The organism is Glycomyces arizonensis DSM 44726 (genome assembly GCF_000482705.1).
Taxonomy (GTDB): domain Bacteria; phylum Actinomycetota; class Actinomycetes; order Mycobacteriales; family Micromonosporaceae; genus Glycomyces; species Glycomyces arizonensis.
The window spans coordinates 237,708-252,426 of the sequence record NZ_AXWO01000004.1; the positions used below are offsets into that span (position 1 = coordinate 237,708).

Genomic DNA, 14,719 nt, shown 5'->3' on the forward strand with positions numbered 1-14,719 from the left:
CCCTGGTTTGAGTGTTTCAGACATGCGAGGGGCGCCCCTGGCATGTTTATTCGTCTCATTCGGGTGTCGGATGGGAGGTCGCCTACGGCTGGATGAGGCGGGCGGCGGCCTGGTCGATCTCGTCGGCGCGGTCGCGGAGCCTTCGGGATTCCTCATGCAGCCGCGCGGCCTCGGCAGCGGGGTCGGCGCAGGTGTACATGACCCCGGGGCTTCCGTCGCACCGGTTGGCCTCCTTGTCGAGGTGGTACTTGATCAGGGGGCCGCGGCGCGTCCAGATGTCCTCGGCGAGGTACAGCTTCCCGGGGATGCGCCCCTTGGGGCTCCACAGGCGCACCATGTCGCCGTCGCGCGGGCCGCCGCTGATGTAGGCGTCACGGGTGCTGGCGCTCCCCCACCGCTGGTCGGACGGGTCATCGATCACCTGGACTCCGCCCGCGCCCTTGGCGGTGTCGCCGATGTGCCTGAACTTGGCGCTCATGTCGTTCCTTTCGGGTGTGCCGGCCCCGCGGGGTGCGGGGCCGGCGGATCGGTCAGGTGCGGGCGAACGCGGCGAGGCGGTGCTCGGCGACGTGCTCGGTCGCGGCCTTGTGGAGGGCGGGCAGGTTGAGGCACCAGACCCGGCCGTCTCCGTGGCGGAAGATGTGACCGCCGGGGCCGCTGCCGTCGCATTCGGCGACCCAGGCGCGGCCGTCGTCGTCGATCTGCTGGCGGATCTTCACGCGGCAGTGCCGGTCACACCCGGTCTTCGGCGCGCACCCGCAGGGGGCGGGCAGGTTCTTCGACTGTTCGAGCATCAGGCCGGAGGCGCGGCGGATCATGTCGCGGGCGATCTCCGACGGGGTGCGGCCCGTGTACTCGGGGAGGGGGCGGGCGCCTTCGCCGGTGACGAGCTGGGCGAGTCCTTCGCTGTTGAGGTCACGCATCGGCCTGGCCCTCCTCGTCGACCCGGCGGGCCTCACGGGCCCTCTTGGCGACGTCCCGCCACGCTTCCCCGAGCTGGCGGAAGGAGGCGCCGAGGCGCTCGGCGGCGGCCTTCAGCTCGTCTCGCTGACGCTCGCGCACTGCGCGCTCGTAGGTCGCGCGGGCGGCGATCCAGTCGGCGGCGGCCTGGATGCCGCGGATGACGTCGGCCTCGCCGTGCGGCCAGTCGCGGCGGGCGCCGGTGGTGAGGTCGTCGGCCCACTGGTGGAGGGCCTCGGCGGTCCGGTCGAGGGTGAGGCGTTCGGTGTCGCCGGGGGCGGCGACGTCGAGGGCGGGCGGGGCGGCCTCCTCGCCTCCGGTCTCGCCGAGGGCGCGGGCGGTCGCGCACGGCCACGGGACGGCGTACCCGTCGAGGGGACCGCACCCGTGGCAGGCGGTCCGGATCGCGCCCCAGGCGACGTCGCCGTGGTGGCCCATAGGGGTGTGTCCCTCGTCGGCGGTGACGGGGTAGTGGATCGCTCGGACGGCGTCGAGCCGGGCGGCCAGGGCGTCCCGCTCATCTGAGGAGCGGTCGGCTGCCTCCACGAGCGCCGAGTTCGCGAGCCTGGTCGCATCCCGCTCGGTGCGGGCGTCGCCGAGGTCGTCCATGTGCTCCCCGAGACGGCGGTGCAGGTCGGCGTTCCTGGCATGGAGCTGGTCGACCCACCGCACCAGCGACACGATCCGAGGCCCAGGGTCCCGCGTATCGGGGGAGGCCACGGTCGGGAAGATGCCCTCCGGATAGTGCTGCTCGACGAGGGCCATGAGCCCGTCCCAGGTGTGGTGGAAGGCGACCTCGCCGCGGGCCTCGTCCAAAGCGGCGGAGAGCTGCTTGGTGTGGTCGTTGTAGGCGTTGCCGACAGCGATGGTGTGGCTCATGCGGCGCCTGTGCAGCTCGTCGGCCTGTTCGGCGTTCACCTCGCGGAGCCGATCGACCTCGGCGAGGAGGACGTCGATGTCCTTCAGCTCGTCGGGGTCGACGACATGGACCGCACGCCAGAGCTGGGCGTGCGAGCGGATATCCTCCAGCGCTTTGTCGGACAGCGGTGTGGTGTCGGTGTTCTCGCGGGCGGCGAGCCCTTCGGGGGTCTGGTCGGTCATCGGGTGGCGTCCTCTCGGTGCTGGGCGAGGTCTGCGACCAGGCCGCGGGCTTTCTCTTCGGGTAGGTCCAGCGGGCCCTTCAGGAACTCGTAATAGGCGGAGTCGAGCCGGGCCGCTGCGGCGACGTTCATGACGTTCATGACGTGGTCGTGCGCATCGACCGGTTCCCACTGCGTGAGCGGGTGCCCGTCGACGTCGATGCGGACGTACGGGCGGCGGTCGCGCTGCGAGATGAGCGGGACCGCGCGGACGCCGTCGGCGAGGTCGAGGCCCTTCCATGCCTTGCCCATGAGGTCGCCGACCGTCGGGGCGGCGTTGTCCTCGTCGACGCCGATCGTGGTGAGCTGCCGCAGGACGGCCGCGGCGTACTCTGCGGTGCTGATCGCGCCGGTGACGTCGCGGGCGTAGGCCCGTGCGAGGGGCGCGTTGAGCGAGATGGAGCGGTCCGGCGTGTAGTGGATCGCCACGGTGTAGGCCCCATCGGGCAGCGGCTCGGATTCGACCCAGATGGCGTTGGTGTAGTCGGGTTCGGTGGTCATGTGTGCCTTTCGGGTAGGGCGGCGGCCGGGGGCACCGGCCGCCGCCGGGGGGATCAGGACTCGGCGAACTCGCCGCGCGCGGCGGCCTTCAGACCGTCAGCGATCGCCTTCAGCTCGTGGCGCAGCTCGGTCTGCGTCAGCGACGGCTCGGACAGGACCCGGTCGGCGTAGTGCGACCAGTGCCGGGCGGCCACGGCGAGGTGTGCGGCCTTGACGGCGTTCACCTCGCCCGCGGTGGCCGCGAGGGTGGATTCGGAGAGTTCGAGTTCGCCGTGCTCGTTGAGGGTGCCGGAGGCGGTGCGCTGGGTGTAGAGCGCGAGGAGTGCCTCCCGGACGGCGTCTTCCTGCTTGTCGTCGGCGACTTCCAGGTGGGCGACTTGGAGCTTGACGGAGGCCGTGCCGTCGGAGTCGGGGGCCGGTTCGGTGCGTTCGATGTGGCGGAGCTCGACGATGCCGACGACGCGCAGGCCCGGCTTGGCGTAGATCGCGGGGACGTGGGGCTCCAGGCCCGCTTCGGCGGGGGCGCCGAGTTTGGTAGCGAGTTTCGCTGTGGTCACGGTGTGTCCTTTCGGGTTGGGTTAGAGCGGGGTTCGGGTGGTCGGGTAGGGGCCGCGGCGGAGGCGGCGCTTGAACTTCTTGCGCCAGCGGGTCTCGCGCCAGTCGTAGAGGCGTCTGCGCCACCACGGCAGGGCCGCGTAGGTCTCGGCGGCCTCCGCTTCGTCGCGGGCGATGTCGGCCCGTATGCGGGCGCTGGCGAGGGCGTGGAGGCTGTAGTGGGTCGCGTCGCGCCCGTGATCGGCAGCCTCGGCGAGGTAGGCGGCGGCCTCGATGTCAGCGAGGGCCTCGGCGCAGTCGCCGGGGTGGACGTCGGCGCCGCCGGTGGGGTGTCCGCAGATGCAGCAGTAGGTCATCGGTCGCTCCTTTCGGGGAGGTGCTTGAACTTGTCGACCAGGACGGCCGGGTCGACGTCGGTGATGTCGGCGAGGGGTCGGGGGCGGTCGCGGTCGCGCTTGTAGGCGCGGGCGACCTCGCGGGCCCTGCGGAGCGTTTCGGACACGCCCGGCTCGGGTTCGGGTTCGATCACGCGGCGGTGCTCGGCGATGGCCTTGCGGCACATCTCGGCGCCGCGGTGGGCTCGTTCGGCGCGCTCGTTCACTTGGCCCTCCTGCGGTCGGGGCCGTCGAGGACGACCAGGCGGCAGGACTCGGCCAGGCGGGAGGCGATCCGGTCGCCGAGCGCGTGCTTCAGCTCGGCGGGCGGCAAGTTCGTGGTGAAGATCGAGGGCCGCATGTCGTCGTAGCGGCCCGACAGGATCCGGTAGGTGGTCTCTTCGACGAACTCTGAGTTCTTGGCGGCGCCGAGGTCGTCGACCAGGAGCATGTCGACGCGGCGGTAGGTCTCCATGACCGCTTCGGTGTCGACGCCGGTGCGGGGCCGCAGGGAGGCGTACAGGTCGGCCGAGGTGACCGCCTCCCACGAGGGGCCGGGCACCCGGTTGATGAACCGCGGGTGCTGGCGGACGGTCGTAGCGGCCTCGCGGAGCGCGGCGTACGCCTGCCAGGTCTTCCCGACGCCGACGGCCCCGGCGAGCAGCAGCGAGGGCGCGGCCTCGGGGTCGGCCCGCCAGGTCTCGACCCAGTCCTTGACGTCCGGGTGGTCGACGGCGGCCGCGGCGAAGCGGCGGGGGAACCGGTCGTCGCAGTCGGCGGCGAGCCGGGCGGCGCCCCACATCCGGAGTCCGGCGGCGTCGCGGGCCTCCAGGAGCTCATCGAAACATTCCTGGCAGGCGACGGCGGGCTGACGGGGGTGCGTGGGGCATTGGGTGTCGGTCATCAGATGCTCCCTTGGTGGTAGGCGGACCGGTCAGGGTCCTGGTACGGCTGGTGGACGTTGCGGCCTTGGCGCTCAGGAAGCGAGCCGTTCTCCCACGAACCGGCGTTGAGCCAGGACGTCGGGAGCTTCGTGTACTTCGGGTCGCGGTTGGGGTCGTCGCGGTAGCGCTGGGCGCCGGCGATGATGTCGGCCGCCTCGGTGTCCTTGACCGCGGACTTCCACGCCGACCACGCTTTCTTCTTGTCGTCCTTGCGCGGGTAGGCCGCCCAGAACTCGCCGAAGGCGGGATCGTCGTAGCGATTGCGCTTCGACTTGACAGGCTCGGGCGGTTCCGGCGCGTCGATCGGCAGCGGCTCGGAGAGCCGCGGTGGGTTCTGATGGGAAAGGGTGGGTAGGTGGGTATCTTTTCCGTCCGGCTCCCGGACTAGGTCTGGTCCGGCTCCCGGACTACCCCCGTCCGGCTCCCGGACTAGGTCTGGTCCGGCTCCCGGACTAGGAGCCGTCGTGTCCTGGTCCGGCTCCCGGACTAGTCCGGCTCCCGGACTAGAAGAACCGGGCGGAACGGACACGTCCTTCTTCGTGGGTTTCACGCCCGCCTTGGGGTCGCCAACGGCCAGCGCATACCGGGTTCTCACTCCCGAACGCGCCTCGGCCACGGTCGGGCGGTCGCGCTTAACCCAGCCGCCAGCCTCCAGATCGTTGAGGCGGTCGGCGACAGTGCCGCGGCCGAGGCCGGTTCGGTTCACCAGGTCGGTCAGCGAGGGCGTGAACCGCGCGGGGATCACTCCATCCAGTCCCGCGCCGTCGAGGAAGACGAGCATGATCAACCGCATCGGCGGCGGCATCTTGGACGCCAGTACCGCCTTCGCGATCTCCCACTTCAACTCCACTCAGACCTCCCTCACGCGGATCACGGCGCCGGGCGCGGCGAGCGCGTCGGGGTCGGCCGGGTCGAGGACGTAGACCTTCTCCAGGCGCCCATAGGCGACGACTCGGGCGTCATCAGCCCACACGCCAGCGGTCGTGAGGGCGTCCTCAGTCGCCCGGCACAGCTTCGAGAGGTCCGGGACGCGGTAGGGGCGCGCCGAGGCGTACCGGGCCTTCAGGACGCCCTCGTTGCGCCCGGTCCCGTAGTGCGAGCGCGGCCGGGGCATCGTGAACACCATGTCGGCGATGAGCGGGCCGTCGAGCGGGACGGCCGGGAGGTGATCGGCGGCGGCGGCCACGACCGCGGCCCGCCACGGCTTGACCTTCCGAGAGGACTCGACGAGGATCACGGACCCGTTGCGGCGGCGGCCCTTCGGCGATTTACTGCCCTGCGGGCCAGGGAGGCCGTAGGCGACGAACGCGACGGGGTAATCCACGGTCCACCGCCCTCCTGTGCCCGATGTGGAAATTGCGACAGTCAGGCTCGGGGCACCGGTACGTCTTCCAGTCCGAGAGCTGCTCGCCGTTGAGCTGGCACGTGGCGCGTTTCGCGGCGTTCGCGGTCTGGCGGTTCTCGTAGGAGCGTTTCCCGCTGGTCGGGCAGGTGGAGAGGTAGCGCTGACGAGAGGTCATGCCGCACCGTCCCGCGGCTCGTAGTCGCGGCAGGCGGGCCAGCCGGACCGCAGGTCGGTGGCCTCGGAGTGCGCGCACCGCGGCCACACCTCCCGGTATCCGGCCCCGTCTGGGACACGGACGGCCCCGACGTCGCACTTGGGGTAGGCGCGGCGGTGATGGTGCGGGCGGGCCTTGTGCGCGCACGTCCCGCACGTGCCTGTCCCCGCAGGGGCGAGCGGGATGCGTTCGGGCCGCTCGCCGACGCCCGACAGCGGGTGGAGTCCCGCGCGGATCTTGTCGGCCTGCCGCTCATACAGGGGCACCGTCCGGCGCGCGGCCGGGACGGGCACGATGCCCGCCTCGGCCGCGTCGAACAGGGGCTCAGGGGCGCTCATGAGGCGGCCTTCGCTTTCTGGCGCGCCCGGTGGCGCCGCCCGCCTTCGGCCGCGCACGCGCGGCACACCCGCTGGCCGTTGTAGCCGCTGATGCGCGTGTTCTCAGGCGTGAACTCGTGCCCCCACTTGCAGTGCGTTTTAGCGGCGTTGGCCCTGCCCAGGTCCGTTGTGGCGCCGCGGCGCATGTAGGCCCGGCTGCTGCTGCTCCTGCCACCCCAGATGCCATCCAGGTCAGGGATGGCGAGGGCGTACTCCAGGCAGGTCCGTTGGACCGGGCATTCCGAGCAGATCTCCTTGGCGGGCCCGGCCAGCTCGGCCCGGTCGGGGAAGAACAGCTCCGGATCGGCGCCGCGGCACGCGGCCTGGAGCCTCCACTCCTCATCCATCGAGCGCCCCCTCGGTGATCTCGGCCCAGGCCCAGCCGCCCTCGTCGTCGAGCAGCAGCGGGCCCATGTGGGTCTGGACAGGGATGGCGTGCTCGTCGTCCCAGGACCGGACCGACCAGCCCTTCAGGCACGCCTCGTCGGGGTGGGCGTGGATGTAGCCGTGGCATCCGGTCGTCCCGGAACCGCACACGTCGAGCCCGTTCGCGGCGCTCCAGGGGCCGCCTTGCGAGCGGTTCTTGCGGTGCTGGTAGTTGGTGGCGCGGGCGGCGCCGCAGACCTCGCAGACGCCGCCCGAGCGCTCCCTGACCAGCTGGCGGGCGCGCTTCTCACTCACCGGTGCCCCCGGCGAGCTCCAGCAGCCCGGAGGAGGCCAGCAGGCCGTGCATCCGCTCCCGAGCCTCGGGCGTCGGCCGCGCCGAGACGTAGGCCGATCCGGTCTTGATCTCCACGCCGGGGATGACCTCACCGGTGGCGACGTCGACCGGCTCGCCCGCTTTCTTCGCGGCGTTCAGCAGCCGCAGCCGGACGTCGGGGTCGACGGTGCGCACGATCGCGTCGGGGTAGGTCTTCTCGACCCAGTCGGCGAAGGCGTCCTCGTCGACCACGGTGGCCGAGACGCGCCCGGCGCCCTTGGAGACGACGCCGAGCTTGACGTCGTCGACGTCCTTGACGGTCACCCGGTCGGCGCCGGACGCCTCGAACTCGTCCATGAGTCCGGCCTTCGCGGCCTTCTCGATGTCCTTGAGCTCGTCGGCGATGAGCTTCGCCGCGAGGGCTTTCTGCGCGAGGTCTTTCACTGCTGGGCTCCTGTCTCGATCAGCTCGCCCTCCAAGGCGGCCGGGGTGTCCTGCGGGGTGGTCTCGGTGGCGTCCTGCACGTCGGGGTCGGGCGGCAGCTCGGGGGCGCGCTCGCCAGCGCGGGCGCGCAGCCAGTTCGCCTCGGCCTCGTCGATCGCCCCCGCCTTGAAGGCGTCGACGACGCGGGACCACACTCGGCCCGCTGCGCCCTGGTGCGCGGCGGCGTTGACCGACGCCATGAGCCCTTGGGCCTCGGCCCCGGGGTGGAACTCGGGGGCGGCGACTGGGGCGTCTTCGCTCTCGCGGATGTAGTCGCCCTCATCGGGGATCAGGGACCACTTCACGACCGCCTCGGCGGCGCCGTTGTTGTACAGCGACAGCCCGAACTGGTCGCCGAGATTGACCGCGCACCGCTTGATCGCCTGCGACATCGCCGTTTTCAGGGCCATGTCGTGCGCATCCCCGACTGACGGCTGGTTGATGGCGTCCCCGGCGGCGCCGTCGTCGTAGGCGGCGATCACCTCGCCGGTCTCGTCCTTGAGGATCAGGCGGCCGGTCACTCGGTAGACGACCGTGTGCAGGTACGCCATGTACTGGCGGCCGTCCTTGTCCTTCTTCGGCCGCTCGGTCACGCTGGTGTGCACCAGCTCGGTCTCCATGACCTGGAAGTCCCAGCCGCCGAGCCCGAAGATGCGGATCAGGTAGCGGCGGACGTCCCACGCTTCGAGGTGGGCCATGCCGCGGAGCATCTGCACCCGGCCCTCGTTGATCGGCGAGAGGAGCGCGGCGCGCTGCTTGTCGGTGAGGCTCGCCATCAGAAAGGCACCTCGGCGTTCTTGGGGGTGAACCCGTCGGCCTCGTACTCGGTCTGCCCGCGCTCGGCCCAGCCGCGGACGAGCGCGCGGGCGTCGAGCTGGTCGAGCGCGATCCCGTCGAGCCAGTCCTCGAAGAGCGTCTCGGCGATGCTGGCGAGGTCTTCGCCCTCGGGGCAGGGCAGGCCCTCGTCGTCGCAGGCGGGGCCGATGTAGTGCGCGGCCAGCAGGGCGCGGACGGCCTGCTCGGCGCGGTCGGCCCGCTCGGTGGCGGCACGGCGGGCCGCGTCGGCGAACGCCTCGCGCTGCTCGGCGCGCTCGGCGGCGGCGCGGGCGATGCTCGCCTCGTCGTCGAGGTGGACGTCCAGTGCGGCGATGGCGTCGAGCTGGACGTCGGACAGGGGACGGGTGGTGGTGTCGGTCATGGCTACTGGGCTCCTTCGGTGGAGGCGGCCGCGAGCGCGGCGCGGTGGCGGGCGGTCTCGGCGTCGATGCGCCGACGGATGAACTCCACGCCAGAGGGCCGGACGTAGAGCGTGTAGTGCGAGCAGGCGCCCCACGTGTGGTCGACGACCTTCTCGACGGGCTTGAAGTGCTGGGCGTGCGCGGCGTACACGTCGTACTGCGCGGTCCCGCACGGCGCCTGGCGGTAGAAGATGATCTTCTGATCGAGCAGGAACCGGCGCAGGTCCTTCTCCTTGAGGCCCAGCAGCTTCGCGACCTGGCGGACGAGCCGGTCGCCCTTGTCGGCGGCGAGGTAGGCGTCGTGCGCGAGCGCCTTCGGCTCCATCTCCTTGCGGGCGGCCTCGGAGGCGATCAGGTCCCGCGCGGTCTTGGCGGCCATCTCGGCGAGCGCCAGCACGCCCTCAGGTGTGGTGAGGTCGGGCAGCAGCCGGGCGGGTGCCACTTCGGCCTCGCGGGTCTTGATCGCGAAGTACGCCTGCGCGGCAGCCACTTCGGGCTTGTTCGGGTCGCCGTTCATGGCGACGAGGTAGGCGGCGAAGCGGGTCAGGCGGAAGTCCTCGCGTGGTCGGCCGCCGGTGCCTTCTTCGGTGACCACCGAAAAAGCCTGGTCGGCGTCGTGGCCGGAGTTCTTCGCGGACTGGTAGGCGCGCTCCACGATGCGGCGGAAGTCCTCCCATCGTGCGTACTGCATGACGGACTGGAGGTCGCGGCCCATCCAGTGCTCGCCGCGCTCGTCGGTGCGGGCGATCTGGTCGAAGGGGGACAGGCCCCCGATCATCTCGGGGAGCATCTACTCGGCCTCGCCTTCGGCGGCGGCGCGGGAGCACGGGCGGTTGACGCCGCCCCCGCCGGTCTCGTGCCGCTCGTGGAGCATGTTGTGGCGGCCGCCCTCTCCCATGCACTCGGGGCAGCGGCCGGGCTCGTCTTCGCCCCCGGCGTGGACGGGCGGCTCGATCAGGTTCAGGGCGTACTCGGCGTACGACCGGAGGCGATCGGCGCGGATGGCGATCGTCTCCAGGCACCGGACGGCGTCGTTGACGCGCTCCATCTCGGCGCTCACCACGGCAGGGTGTTCGTCCTCGTCGATGCCGTTCATGTAGTCGATGACGGCCGACTCGCGCAGGCGGGCGACCGCCTCATCGATGGGCATGAGTTCCTCGAACTCGCCGAAGCCGTCCAGGGCCCGGTTCAGGACGTCGTTCAGGTACCGCTGTTCGTCCTTCATCTGGCCGGCCCAGTGGGCGGCGCGGGCGAGGTCGATCAGGCGGTGGGTGAGCACGTCGGACCCGGCGATCAGATCGGGATTGGTGGTCATGTCTCCTCTTTCGGGTGGTGGTGCGGGGCGCGGCGTGCGCGCCCCGCAGGGCTACGTCTGGTTGGGCCAGTTCTCGGCGACGATCGCGTGGAACTGGCGGTTCATCTCGGTGAACTCGGCGGCGGTCATGTGGTGGATCTCGCGGACCGCGCGGGGCCGGTCGACGATGTCGAGCGGCTCGGTGGCCTCGGCGAGCGCGGCGAGGTCGGCGTCGACCTCGCCCCGACACAGCCGGTCGGCCAGGTCGCCGGAGGCGGCGCACTGGGGGGCCTGGCGGTCGGCCCGGGTGTCGGCGGCCAGCGAGCAGACGACCCAGACGATGACCGCGAGAGCGGCCAGGCCCACCAGTGAGGCGGCGGCGATGACGATGTAGGGCGTGCTCACTGGGACCTCCAGTCCTCGCGCGGCCAGGCGGCCGTGCTGTCGTCGTGCAGCACGGCCGCCAGGCGGCGCCTGGGCGCCCGGTGCGACCGGGGCGCGATCAGGCGGCCGTCCTGGTCGATCACGACCGGCTCGGGCTCAGGGGCGGGCGCATCGGTGAGGTGGTCGGCGAGGACCCACGCGCCGATCCAGACGACGGCGAGCAGCGCCAGCGCGGCGACGATCACGGGGCCGGTCACAGCGCACCCCCCTCGTCCAGGTGGGACATGACCTCGTCGAACTGCGCGGCGGCCTCCACCTGGGCGTCGGAGTCGGCCACGGCCAGCGCGAGAGCGCGCAGCTGCTGCGCGGCCGGGATCAACTCGTCGAGGACGGCGGCGATCTGCGCGGCCTGGGCGGCATCGTCGATCAGGTGGATACGGGAGTGCAGGACCCGGGAGCCGGACACGACGATCTGCGTCAGCTCGACCGGGGAGAGAATGCGATCGGTGGTCATCAGTTGTCGCCGTCCTTCCGCGCCTGCTGCGAGGCCCAGAAGCCCCGGGACTCGGTCATGCGGCGGTGCTGCTCGGAGTCGTCCGACGCGGTGCGCGGGTCCGGCTGGCGGTCGTCGCGGTCCCGCTCACGGGCGGCGCTGTTACGCTTGCTGTTCATGGGTTGCTCATCTCGGGTGAGTGATTCCTAGGCCCGTCGTCCTGTGTCATCAGGCGGCGGGCCGCTTCCGTATGTGGTGTGTGTGGAGGGGCTTAGGGAGTGGGCCGCCCCCGACCCCTCAGCGGGGGCGGCCCGTGCCAGCCTGGGGACTGGCGGAGGAGGGTCTAAGCGGCGCGGGCGTGCTCGGTGCGCTTCGCGGTCCGGACGGCGGGGGCGACGATGAGGCCGAGGCGGCGGGCGATGTGCGGAGGGATCGGCGGGTACGCCTGGCCCCTGGGCGGGTCGTCGACGGCGCGGAGGCGCTTCGGCGGGGCGGGGTCGGGCGGGCCGCTGGGGGACGGCGGGGCGCCAGTCGGGCGCGGCCTCGGGCCGCTGTCGGGAGGAGTCTGGTTAGGCATGGGTTCGCCTCGCCTTCGATCGCTGCTCGTCGAGCTCGTGAACCTCGTCGGTGGGGACGCAGATCCCCTTGCTGTCCGCGTCCGGGTAGTGGCGTTTCGTGAGCGTGCCGTCGTCGAACCAGCGGTAGACCTGGCGCTCGCTCACTCCGAGGAAGGCCATAACGTCCGGCACGAGGTAGTGGGGTATGCCCGCCAGGAACACCTGACATGTGGGGAGCGGATGTGTCAACTTCACCTGACGATCGTAGGCACGTCGAGACCATGGTGTCAACTGAACCGGACACCTAATTTTCCGACCGTCACTCGCGAGGTGGATAGGCGGGGGGTTGAATGTCAACTTGAACTGACATAACATGACGCGGTGAACGAAAATCTGAGCTCGCGACAAAAGCGACGACGTAAGCAGGGCGTGTCAATCAGACTTGACGGTCGGGAGGCGCGCTGGCGGGCGCACTATCGGCGTCAATACCCTGGGCTTATGTCAAGTCAAGCTGACGGCACCCCCGAGCAGATCGCGTTCGGGCGCTGGGTAGAGGAACACCTCGCCTATCTCAAAGAGGTCAAGGGCATCTCGATGCGTGCCGCGTGCAGGCGGGCCGACGTCAGCCACACGCAGGTGTACGCCTGGATGGGGCAGCCCGAGTCCACCGGGTACAACGACGCCTCGCCGGCGGCAGTCAAGAAGTTCTGCACGGCGTTCGGGTTCGACTACGCCGAGGCCGCTCGCATCCTCGGGTGGACCAAGTCTGAGAAGCCGGAGACGCACCGCGACCTCGACGGCTTCATCCGGCGCGCGAAGGCCATGGCCGCGCACCCGAAAACCAGCGAGGAGCGCCGCCGGGAACTCCAGGAGCGCATCGACGACGCCGAGGCCACCCAGCGCATGCAGCGCAGGGCCGAGGAGCTCCTCCGCGAGGCGCTCGGCGAGGACCAGCCCGAGCGGTGAGTGTCACCTATCCGACACTCCCCCGGCACGGGTGAGGTTGCGTCCGGACAGTTCATTGTGTTAACCGATCGGATGATGTGACGTGTGACTCAGCGTGAGAGGATGGATCGATCCGGCAATGGTCCCCCAACCTTTCCCAGTACCACCCACAACAAGGACCGCCATGGCATCCCCAAGCGCCGCAAAAACAGTCACCATCACCGTCCCCCGCTCGGCACTCTGGCACCTCGCCATCGGCGCCGTCACCGCCGCCGTCACCGCAGGCGCGTTCGTCGCGATCACCCGACTCCCCGCCGTCTCCCCCTACCGGCTCGCTATCGGACTCGGCGGCGCCGTCGTCGCCAGCATCGCCGTCGCCTACTGGCTGTGGTGCACCCTCAAGCGCAACCGCACCGACGAAGCCGACGCGCACGAAGCGATCCAAGGAGAAATCGCCGACCTCATCGCCACCGTTGCAACGCTCCAAAGCGACGTCAAGGAACTCGCCGCCGTCATCGAGGCACTCGCCGCCGCCGTCGGAGTCCTCACGGACTGCTACCTCGAAGAAGGACGAGTCCAGGACGAGACACCCGCGCCGCCCCCGCGCGAACTCCCCTGACACGACAAGAGGCGCGCACCCGAGGGGGGTGCGCGCCTCGCCTTGTCCTACTCCCCGCCGTCCCACCGCCGCCAGGCGTACTCAATCCGGCCCGGATCGAACGTGTGCCCGCGCCCCCTCCCAACCGAACGGAGCCGCAGGTGACCGAACAGCAGCTTCACCAGCTCCCGCCGGCCCGCGATCGGGATCTCCTCCCACGCCCGCAACACCAGGTCGTACCGCTCCCCAGTCCCAGGCGGATCGGCGAGCGAGAGCAGCAGCGGCGGTACCGCCGCGTTCTCCGCCGCCGCCTCCGCCGCCGCGATCTTCGGCTGACGGAGGGCCTTCAATGCCGTGTACTCCTCAAGGGACAACTCCTCGGTGAGCACCTTCTTCCACGCGAGCTCGATCTCCCCCCGCAGCTCCTCGGCACGCGCCCGCGCCCCCGCAGCAGCCTCATCGTCACCATCGAGCAGTACCGACACCAGATCCGGTTGCGCGAGCCGCTCCGCCACGAGACTGACCACATACTCATCCGCCCAGTCCTTCCTCATCGTGGCGCAGCCCTCACGCCCCGACCGGCGAGCGCCACCCAGATTCCCCCGGCAGGTGTACCGAAGCGCCCCACTGATGGTCTTGATCTCGATGAACGCACCGCACGTCGCGCACGTCATGATCCGCGTCAGCAGATGCCGCGCCCGCCCCGGCCGCGAGGCCGTCCGCCGCGACGGGTCCGACAGGATCCGCTGCACCGCCCACCACTTGTCCTCCGGCACGATCGGATCCCACTCCGCAGGCAGCAACTCCGACGTGCCGGTCCTCGCGATCTTCCCGACGTGCGCCGGCCTGGTGGCGATCTGCCGGACCGCCACCGCCCGGTACGACCCGCCATACGGCAGGACCGGCACCCACTTAGGATCCGACCGGCCCAGTTTCGTCCGGGCCTCCAGGTCCCGCGCGATCCCGATCAGCGTGTCCCCACCGGCGAGCCGGTCGATCACCTCCCGCACCACCGGCGCCTCATCGGGGTGGGGGACCTGCCGCAAGAGGTCGCCGGTGTCCGGGTCGTACTCGCGCCGCCACCCGAACGGATACTTCCCGTCCGGGCGGCCCTTCGCCCGGGTCGCCGCCTTGTCCCTGCGGACCCGCTCGCTGGTCTTGTTCGACTCGTCCGCCGAGTCCACGCCCTCACCCGCCAGGGCCTTCCAGTGGCGCCGCTTGCGGACGTCGTAGGTCTCGCCGTGGCTGACGATGTGGATCAGCAGGCGGTGCTCCTCGGCGAGTTCGAGGAACCGCGCCCACTCGGAGAGCTTGCGGGAACCGCGCGAGGTCTCCCACATGATCAGCACGTCGAGCCTGTCGGCGTCGATGTCGGCCAAGAGCCGCGCCCAGTGCTTGCGGGCCTTGCGGCCGTACTTCGAGGCGGACACGTCGTTGTCGGGGTAGACCTCGACGACGTTCCAGCCGTTGTCCTCGGCGGCCTGGCGGGACTCGGATTCTTGCGCCTCAACCGAGGCGCCCTCACGGATCTTGCCTCGGTTGGTGTCCTTCGATACGCGCGTGTAGATGCCGGCGCGCAGGGGGTGAATGTTCATCCCTGGAATATACCCCCTAGTAA

27 protein-coding genes are annotated in these 14,719 nt (G+C 70.9%); 2 read left to right on the plus strand and 25 right to left on the minus strand.

The annotated features are described in order from the left end of the window. Positions 1–82 precede the first annotated feature (82 nt). The 24 genes from H613_RS0107395 to H613_RS0107520 all read right to left on the minus strand — a co-directional run bounded on the left by H613_RS0107395 (position 83) and on the right by H613_RS0107520 (position 11,813). A complete protein-coding gene (locus H613_RS0107395) occupies positions 83–478 on the minus strand; it encodes a hypothetical protein (RefSeq protein ID WP_026923304.1) in 396 nt (131 codons plus the stop codon). A 52-nt stretch (positions 479–530) separates the two neighbouring features. After that, the gene (locus tag H613_RS0107400; RefSeq protein ID WP_026923305.1) at positions 531–923 is read right to left on the minus strand and encodes a hypothetical protein; all 393 of its coding nucleotides are present in this window, start codon (positions 921–923) and stop codon (positions 531–533) included. After that, complete coding sequence (locus tag H613_RS0107405; RefSeq protein WP_026923306.1) at positions 916–2,061, minus strand: hypothetical protein; 1,146 nt, start codon at positions 2,059–2,061, stop codon at positions 916–918. The genes H613_RS0107400 and H613_RS0107405 overlap by 8 nt, the downstream gene beginning before the upstream one ends. Further along, on the minus strand, positions 2,058–2,600 hold the full coding sequence (locus H613_RS0107410; protein ID WP_026923307.1) for a hypothetical protein: 543 nt from the start codon (positions 2,598–2,600) through the stop codon (positions 2,058–2,060). The genes H613_RS0107405 and H613_RS0107410 overlap by 4 nt, the downstream gene beginning before the upstream one ends. A gap of 53 nt (positions 2,601–2,653) precedes the next feature. Continuing rightward, positions 2,654–3,157 carry a hypothetical protein gene (locus H613_RS29040; RefSeq protein ID WP_051393063.1) on the minus strand — a complete coding sequence of 168 codons (504 nt, stop codon included), beginning with the start codon at positions 3,155–3,157 and terminating at the stop codon, positions 2,654–2,656. A 21-nt stretch (positions 3,158–3,178) separates the two neighbouring features. Next, entirely contained in the window at positions 3,179–3,511 is a 333-nt protein-coding gene (locus tag H613_RS0107420) for a hypothetical protein (protein WP_026923308.1), read from the minus strand. Beyond that, the gene (locus tag H613_RS0107425) at positions 3,508–3,756 is read right to left on the minus strand and encodes a hypothetical protein (protein ID WP_026923309.1); all 249 of its coding nucleotides are present in this window, start codon (positions 3,754–3,756) and stop codon (positions 3,508–3,510) included. The genes H613_RS0107420 and H613_RS0107425 overlap by 4 nt, the downstream gene beginning before the upstream one ends. Further along, positions 3,753–4,433, minus strand: a complete 681-nt coding sequence (locus tag H613_RS25070; protein ID WP_051393064.1) for a DnaA ATPase domain-containing protein — start codon at positions 4,431–4,433, stop codon at positions 3,753–3,755. The genes H613_RS0107425 and H613_RS25070 overlap by 4 nt, the downstream gene beginning before the upstream one ends. Next, complete coding sequence (locus H613_RS0107435) at positions 4,433–5,323, minus strand: LvrA C-terminal domain-related protein (protein ID WP_026923310.1); 891 nt, start codon at positions 5,321–5,323, stop codon at positions 4,433–4,435. The genes H613_RS25070 and H613_RS0107435 overlap by 1 nt, the downstream gene beginning before the upstream one ends. After that, a complete protein-coding gene (locus tag H613_RS0107440) occupies positions 5,324–5,797 on the minus strand; it encodes a RusA family crossover junction endodeoxyribonuclease (RefSeq protein WP_026923311.1) in 474 nt (157 codons plus the stop codon). A 192-nt stretch (positions 5,798–5,989) separates the two neighbouring features. Further along, entirely contained in the window at positions 5,990–6,370 is a 381-nt protein-coding gene (locus H613_RS0107450) for a hypothetical protein (protein WP_026923312.1), read from the minus strand. Next, a complete protein-coding gene (locus H613_RS31655) occupies positions 6,367–6,756 on the minus strand; it encodes a WhiB family transcriptional regulator (protein WP_084546433.1) in 390 nt (129 codons plus the stop codon). The genes H613_RS0107450 and H613_RS31655 overlap by 4 nt, the downstream gene beginning before the upstream one ends. Then, the gene (locus H613_RS25085) at positions 6,749–7,090 is read right to left on the minus strand and encodes a hypothetical protein (RefSeq protein WP_051393065.1); all 342 of its coding nucleotides are present in this window, start codon (positions 7,088–7,090) and stop codon (positions 6,749–6,751) included. The genes H613_RS31655 and H613_RS25085 overlap by 8 nt, the downstream gene beginning before the upstream one ends. Beyond that, on the minus strand, positions 7,083–7,553 hold the full coding sequence (locus H613_RS0107470; RefSeq protein ID WP_026923313.1) for a hypothetical protein: 471 nt from the start codon (positions 7,551–7,553) through the stop codon (positions 7,083–7,085). The genes H613_RS25085 and H613_RS0107470 overlap by 8 nt, the downstream gene beginning before the upstream one ends. Continuing rightward, positions 7,550–8,368: a Rad52/Rad22 family DNA repair protein gene (locus H613_RS25090; RefSeq protein WP_026923314.1), complete on the minus strand. Its 819-nt coding sequence runs from the start codon at positions 8,366–8,368 to the stop codon at positions 7,550–7,552. Before H613_RS25090 ends, H613_RS0107470 begins: the two co-directional genes overlap by 4 nt. Beyond that, positions 8,368–8,790: a hypothetical protein gene (locus H613_RS0107480; RefSeq protein WP_026923315.1), complete on the minus strand. Its 423-nt coding sequence runs from the start codon at positions 8,788–8,790 to the stop codon at positions 8,368–8,370. Before H613_RS0107480 ends, H613_RS25090 begins: the two co-directional genes overlap by 1 nt. A gap of 2 nt (positions 8,791–8,792) precedes the next feature. Continuing rightward, entirely contained in the window at positions 8,793–9,620 is an 828-nt protein-coding gene (locus H613_RS29045) for a phage antirepressor KilAC domain-containing protein (protein WP_051393066.1), read from the minus strand. After that, positions 9,621–10,145 (minus strand): hypothetical protein, encoded by a 525-nt coding sequence (locus H613_RS0107490; protein ID WP_026923316.1) that lies wholly within the window; start codon positions 10,143–10,145, stop codon positions 9,621–9,623. Positions 10,146–10,196: 51 nt separating this feature from the next. Next, complete coding sequence (locus tag H613_RS0107495; RefSeq protein WP_026923317.1) at positions 10,197–10,529, minus strand: hypothetical protein; 333 nt, start codon at positions 10,527–10,529, stop codon at positions 10,197–10,199. Continuing rightward, positions 10,526–10,765 carry a hypothetical protein gene (locus H613_RS0107500; RefSeq protein WP_026923318.1) on the minus strand — a complete coding sequence of 80 codons (240 nt, stop codon included), beginning with the start codon at positions 10,763–10,765 and terminating at the stop codon, positions 10,526–10,528. The genes H613_RS0107495 and H613_RS0107500 overlap by 4 nt, the downstream gene beginning before the upstream one ends. Then, positions 10,762–11,022 carry a hypothetical protein gene (locus tag H613_RS0107505; RefSeq protein ID WP_026923319.1) on the minus strand — a complete coding sequence of 87 codons (261 nt, stop codon included), beginning with the start codon at positions 11,020–11,022 and terminating at the stop codon, positions 10,762–10,764. Before H613_RS0107505 ends, H613_RS0107500 begins: the two co-directional genes overlap by 4 nt. Then, complete coding sequence (locus H613_RS30720) at positions 11,022–11,180, minus strand: hypothetical protein (RefSeq protein WP_156925886.1); 159 nt, start codon at positions 11,178–11,180, stop codon at positions 11,022–11,024. Before H613_RS30720 ends, H613_RS0107505 begins: the two co-directional genes overlap by 1 nt. 164 nt (positions 11,181–11,344) lie before the next feature. Next, a complete protein-coding gene (locus H613_RS0107515) occupies positions 11,345–11,578 on the minus strand; it encodes a hypothetical protein (RefSeq protein WP_026923320.1) in 234 nt (77 codons plus the stop codon). Beyond that, entirely contained in the window at positions 11,571–11,813 is a 243-nt protein-coding gene (locus H613_RS0107520; protein WP_026923321.1) for a helix-turn-helix transcriptional regulator, read from the minus strand. The genes H613_RS0107515 and H613_RS0107520 overlap by 8 nt, the downstream gene beginning before the upstream one ends. Positions 11,814–12,056: 243 nt before the next feature. On the opposite strand from H613_RS0107520, the gene H613_RS0107525 reads away from it, so the two are divergent. Together H613_RS0107525 and H613_RS30725 are read left to right on the plus strand one after the other, a co-directional pair. Further along, entirely contained in the window at positions 12,057–12,524 is a 468-nt protein-coding gene (locus tag H613_RS0107525; RefSeq protein WP_026923322.1) for a hypothetical protein, read from the plus strand. A 163-nt stretch (positions 12,525–12,687) separates the two neighbouring features. Then, complete coding sequence (locus tag H613_RS30725) at positions 12,688–13,122, plus strand: hypothetical protein (RefSeq protein WP_026923323.1); 435 nt, start codon at positions 12,688–12,690, stop codon at positions 13,120–13,122. 47 nt (positions 13,123–13,169) lie between these two features. Here the strand turns inward: H613_RS30725 and H613_RS0107535 are convergent, their stop codons facing one another. After that, entirely contained in the window at positions 13,170–14,696 is a 1,527-nt protein-coding gene (locus H613_RS0107535; protein WP_026923324.1) for a recombinase family protein, read from the minus strand. Positions 14,697–14,719: the final 23 nt, after the last annotated feature.

Bases quoted from the DNA above. Each gene is read 5' to 3' on its own strand.
- H613_RS30725 (WP_026923323.1), top strand. From the start codon at position 12,688: ATGGCATCCCCAAGCGCCGCAAAAACAGTCACCATCACCGTCCCCCGC.
- H613_RS31655 (WP_084546433.1), bottom strand. From the start codon at position 6,756: ATGGATGAGGAGTGGAGGCTCCAGGCCGCGTGCCGCGGCGCCGATCCG.
- H613_RS30720 (WP_156925886.1), bottom strand. From the start codon at position 11,180: ATGAACAGCAAGCGTAACAGCGCCGCCCGTGAGCGGGACCGCGACGAC.
- H613_RS0107535 (WP_026923324.1), bottom strand. From the start codon at position 14,696: ATGAACATTCACCCCCTGCGCGCCGGCATCTACACGCGCGTATCGAAG.
- H613_RS0107410 (WP_026923307.1), bottom strand. From the start codon at position 2,600: ATGACCACCGAACCCGACTACACCAACGCCATCTGGGTCGAATCCGAG.
- H613_RS0107395 (WP_026923304.1), bottom strand. From the start codon at position 478: ATGAGCGCCAAGTTCAGGCACATCGGCGACACCGCCAAGGGCGCGGGC.
- H613_RS0107400 (WP_026923305.1), bottom strand. From the start codon at position 923: ATGCGTGACCTCAACAGCGAAGGACTCGCCCAGCTCGTCACCGGCGAA.
- H613_RS0107515 (WP_026923320.1), bottom strand. From the start codon at position 11,578: ATGCCTAACCAGACTCCTCCCGACAGCGGCCCGAGGCCGCGCCCGACT.
- H613_RS29045 (WP_051393066.1), bottom strand. From the start codon at position 9,620: ATGCTCCCCGAGATGATCGGGGGCCTGTCCCCCTTCGACCAGATCGCC.
- H613_RS0107405 (WP_026923306.1), bottom strand. From the start codon at position 2,061: ATGACCGACCAGACCCCCGAAGGGCTCGCCGCCCGCGAGAACACCGAC.
- H613_RS25090 (WP_026923314.1), bottom strand. From the start codon at position 8,368: ATGGCGAGCCTCACCGACAAGCAGCGCGCCGCGCTCCTCTCGCCGATC.
- H613_RS0107490 (WP_026923316.1), bottom strand. From the start codon at position 10,145: ATGACCACCAATCCCGATCTGATCGCCGGGTCCGACGTGCTCACCCAC.
- H613_RS0107505 (WP_026923319.1), bottom strand. From the start codon at position 11,022: ATGACCACCGATCGCATTCTCTCCCCGGTCGAGCTGACGCAGATCGTC.
- H613_RS25070 (WP_051393064.1), bottom strand. From the start codon at position 4,433: ATGACCGACACCCAATGCCCCACGCACCCCCGTCAGCCCGCCGTCGCC.
- H613_RS0107525 (WP_026923322.1), top strand. From the start codon at position 12,057: ATGTCAAGTCAAGCTGACGGCACCCCCGAGCAGATCGCGTTCGGGCGC.
- H613_RS0107480 (WP_026923315.1), bottom strand. From the start codon at position 8,790: ATGACCGACACCACCACCCGTCCCCTGTCCGACGTCCAGCTCGACGCC.
- H613_RS0107450 (WP_026923312.1), bottom strand. From the start codon at position 6,370: ATGAGCGCCCCTGAGCCCCTGTTCGACGCGGCCGAGGCGGGCATCGTG.
- H613_RS0107420 (WP_026923308.1), bottom strand. From the start codon at position 3,511: ATGACCTACTGCTGCATCTGCGGACACCCCACCGGCGGCGCCGACGTC.